2 protein-coding genes and 1 pseudogene are annotated in these 2,441 nt (G+C 67.8%); all 3 read right to left on the bottom strand.

Annotation, left to right across the window (positions count from 1 at the left end):
* Positions 1–20: 20 nt before the first annotated feature.
* On the bottom strand, positions 21–488 hold the full coding sequence (locus tag ABT130_RS47405) for a flavin reductase family protein (RefSeq protein ID WP_350966471.1): 468 nt from the start codon (positions 486–488) through the stop codon (positions 21–23).
* Between the two features lie 40 nt (positions 489–528).
* Positions 529–2,067 (bottom strand): tryptophan halogenase family protein, encoded by a 1,539-nt coding sequence (locus ABT130_RS47410; protein WP_350966472.1) that lies wholly within the window; start codon positions 2,065–2,067, stop codon positions 529–531.
* Positions 2,068–2,111: 44 nt separating this feature from the next.
* Positions 2,112–2,441: pseudogene (locus ABT130_RS47415) on the bottom strand (SAM-dependent methyltransferase); the annotation flags it as partial.

A 2,441-nucleotide genomic window follows, 5' to 3' on the forward strand; every position in this document is an offset into this window, starting at 1 on the left:
GGTCGTGCCCATCGGTCGGGTCAGGAGGCCGGCACCGGTCGCGATCTCCCGGCCGAGAACGTCCCCATGCCGTACAGCAGCGGGTTTCCAGGACTGGCCTGCACGTTCACGACCCGGCCGAAGAGCACCGCGTGGTCGCCCACGATCAACGTCTCGGCCACCTGGCACTCGGCCACCGCGAAGGCGTCCTCGACCAGCCAGGGCAGCCCGGTGAGTGCCGTCCGTTGCCAGGCGACCTGATCGAAGCGGTCGGGTTTCGGCGAGGCGAAGAGTTCCGCCGTGCTCTGGGCGCCGTCGTCGAGCAGGTTCACCGTGAACTCTCCCCGGCTGCTGACCGCGGCCAGCGTCCCGCTCCGGGTGTCCAGGCAGACCAGTAGCGTCGGCGGGTCGAGCGTCACGCTGGTGAGCGAGTTGCAGGTCAGCCCGTGCGGCCGCTCGTCGCCGTCGATGGACGTGATGATCGTGACACCGGTGAAGTAGGAGCTCATGAAGCCGCGGAAGGCATCCGGCGTCACGAGGTGATGCCGGTCAGCCATTGATACCGGCCAGGTACTCGTAACAGCTGGGCAGCGCGGCGACCATCTCCTTCGCCTCCGACCTGATCCGGGCGAACTCGGCCAGGGCGTTGCCCGGGTCGAGGTGTTTCAAGGCCGGCGGCGGCGTACGGGGAAGGTTGCCAAGACCGAGGTTCATCGCGTTCCAGGAGTAGCTCTCGAATCCGTGGAAGTAGGGGTAGATGGTCTCCTCGTCCAGCAGGCGCGACTGGGCGAGGTCGAGCTTCTCCCGCAGCCCGGCGGGCATCGCGCGGGTCTTCGCCTCCTTCCAGTACGGCGTGTCGTCGCGCTGCGCGGACTTGTAGTGCAGGACGAGGAACTCCTTCACCCCGTCCACGGCGTGCGCGACCCGGGCGTTGTACGCCGCGATCTGGTCGCTGTCCCACCGCTCGTCGGGGAAGTGCTTGACGAGCTGCTCGATGCCGTGCTGGATGAAGAAGATGCCGGTGGACTCCAGCGGCTCGACGAACGCGCTGGACAGACCGATCGCCACGCAGTTCTTGACCCACGAGTCCCGGTTGCGGCCGATGCGCATCCGGATGTGGTTGGCCTGGAGGTCCTCCTGGCCGGGCGCGGCGGCCTGGCGCAGCTCCCGCTCGGCCTCCTCCGGGCTGATGAACTGGTCGGAGTAGACGTAGCCGGTGCCGTTGCGGCGAAACAGCGGGATGGTCCACATCCAGCCCGCGCTCATCGCGGTCGCCGTGGTGTACGGGCTCATGTCCGTGGCCTCTTCACGCGGCACCCGGAGCGCGACCGCGCGGTTGTTGGGCAGCACGTCCTCGAACGACTGGAACTCGGCGCCGAGCGTCTGGTTGATCAGCATGCCGCGGAAACCGGTGCAGTCGATGAAGAGGTCACCGGCGATCTCACCGTGGGCCGCGGTGTGCACGTGACTGATCCAGCCGCGCTCGTCCTGCGCGACGTGCTGCACGTTGTCCAGGATGTGCCGGACACCGCGCTTGACGGAGAAGTCGGCCAGGTATCTGGCGACCTCGTCGGCGTCGAAGTGGTAGGCGTAGGGGAACTGGGCCCGCTGCTCGGCCAGGGTGGACCGGCCCAGCGGGCTGTCCAGCTCGGAGGCGAAGAGCGACCCGTCGCGCATCCGCGGCGAGCGCTTGGCCTCGCAGAGCGCCGAGGTGATGAAGCAGGAGCGGTCGAACGGCTTGCTGCGGTCGCCCAGTTCGAGCCACCAGTCGGCGATGGAGAATCCGTCCACCACGCGCAGCCGCTCGAACGGGTGGTAGAAGTACTCGCCCGCTCCGCTCCAGTTCTCGAAGCGGATGCCGAGCTTGTAGCCCCCGGCGCATTTCGGCAGCCAGTCGGCCTCGTCAAGACCGAGGTAGTCGAAGAAGTGCCGCACGGTGCTGAAGGTGGCCTCGCCGACACCGATCCGCTTCACCTGGGGCGATTCCACCAGGGTCACGTCGATCCGGTCGCCGAACGCCGCCATCAGGTAGCTGGCCGTCATCCATCCGGCCGTACCACCGCCCACGATAACCACGGATCGGATCATTAAAGCTCCTCAACATTCGTTGGAAAGGCCGGATCTCGGCCCGGTCAGGCCAGCTCGTAGACGACGGAGTCGGCGGGGACCCGCACGACGCGGGCGTTCAGGAACTTCCAGCCGCTCTCCTCGAACACGCCCTCCCACTCGGCGAGCGTGGGCAGGTAGACGCCCATCAGGTCATGGGCCGTCTCGAACGCCAGCGTGAACACGGGCTTGTCCCGGTCGGGGATGCCGGTGGTCCGCGCCGTGTCGCCGAGCAGGAACCTCCGGACGTTGGGGAACGCCTCGCGCAGCCGGCGCAGCGAGGCCACGCACCGCTCTCGCGGCCAGAAGTCGTGGCCCATCATGAAACAGGTGAGCACCTCCACCTTCTCCAGGCG

It is taken from the genome of Streptosporangium sp. NPDC001681 (assembly GCF_040298085.1).
GTDB lineage: Bacteria > Actinomycetota > Actinomycetes > Streptosporangiales > Streptosporangiaceae > Streptosporangium.

Excerpts from the sequence above, each read along its gene's own strand:
- ABT130_RS47410 (WP_350966472.1), bottom strand. The coding sequence starts at position 2,067 with ATGATCCGATCCGTGGTTATCGTGGGCGGTGGTACGGCCGGATGGATG.
- ABT130_RS47405 (WP_350966471.1), bottom strand. The coding sequence starts at position 488 with ATGAGCTCCTACTTCACCGGTGTCACGATCATCACGTCCATCGACGGC.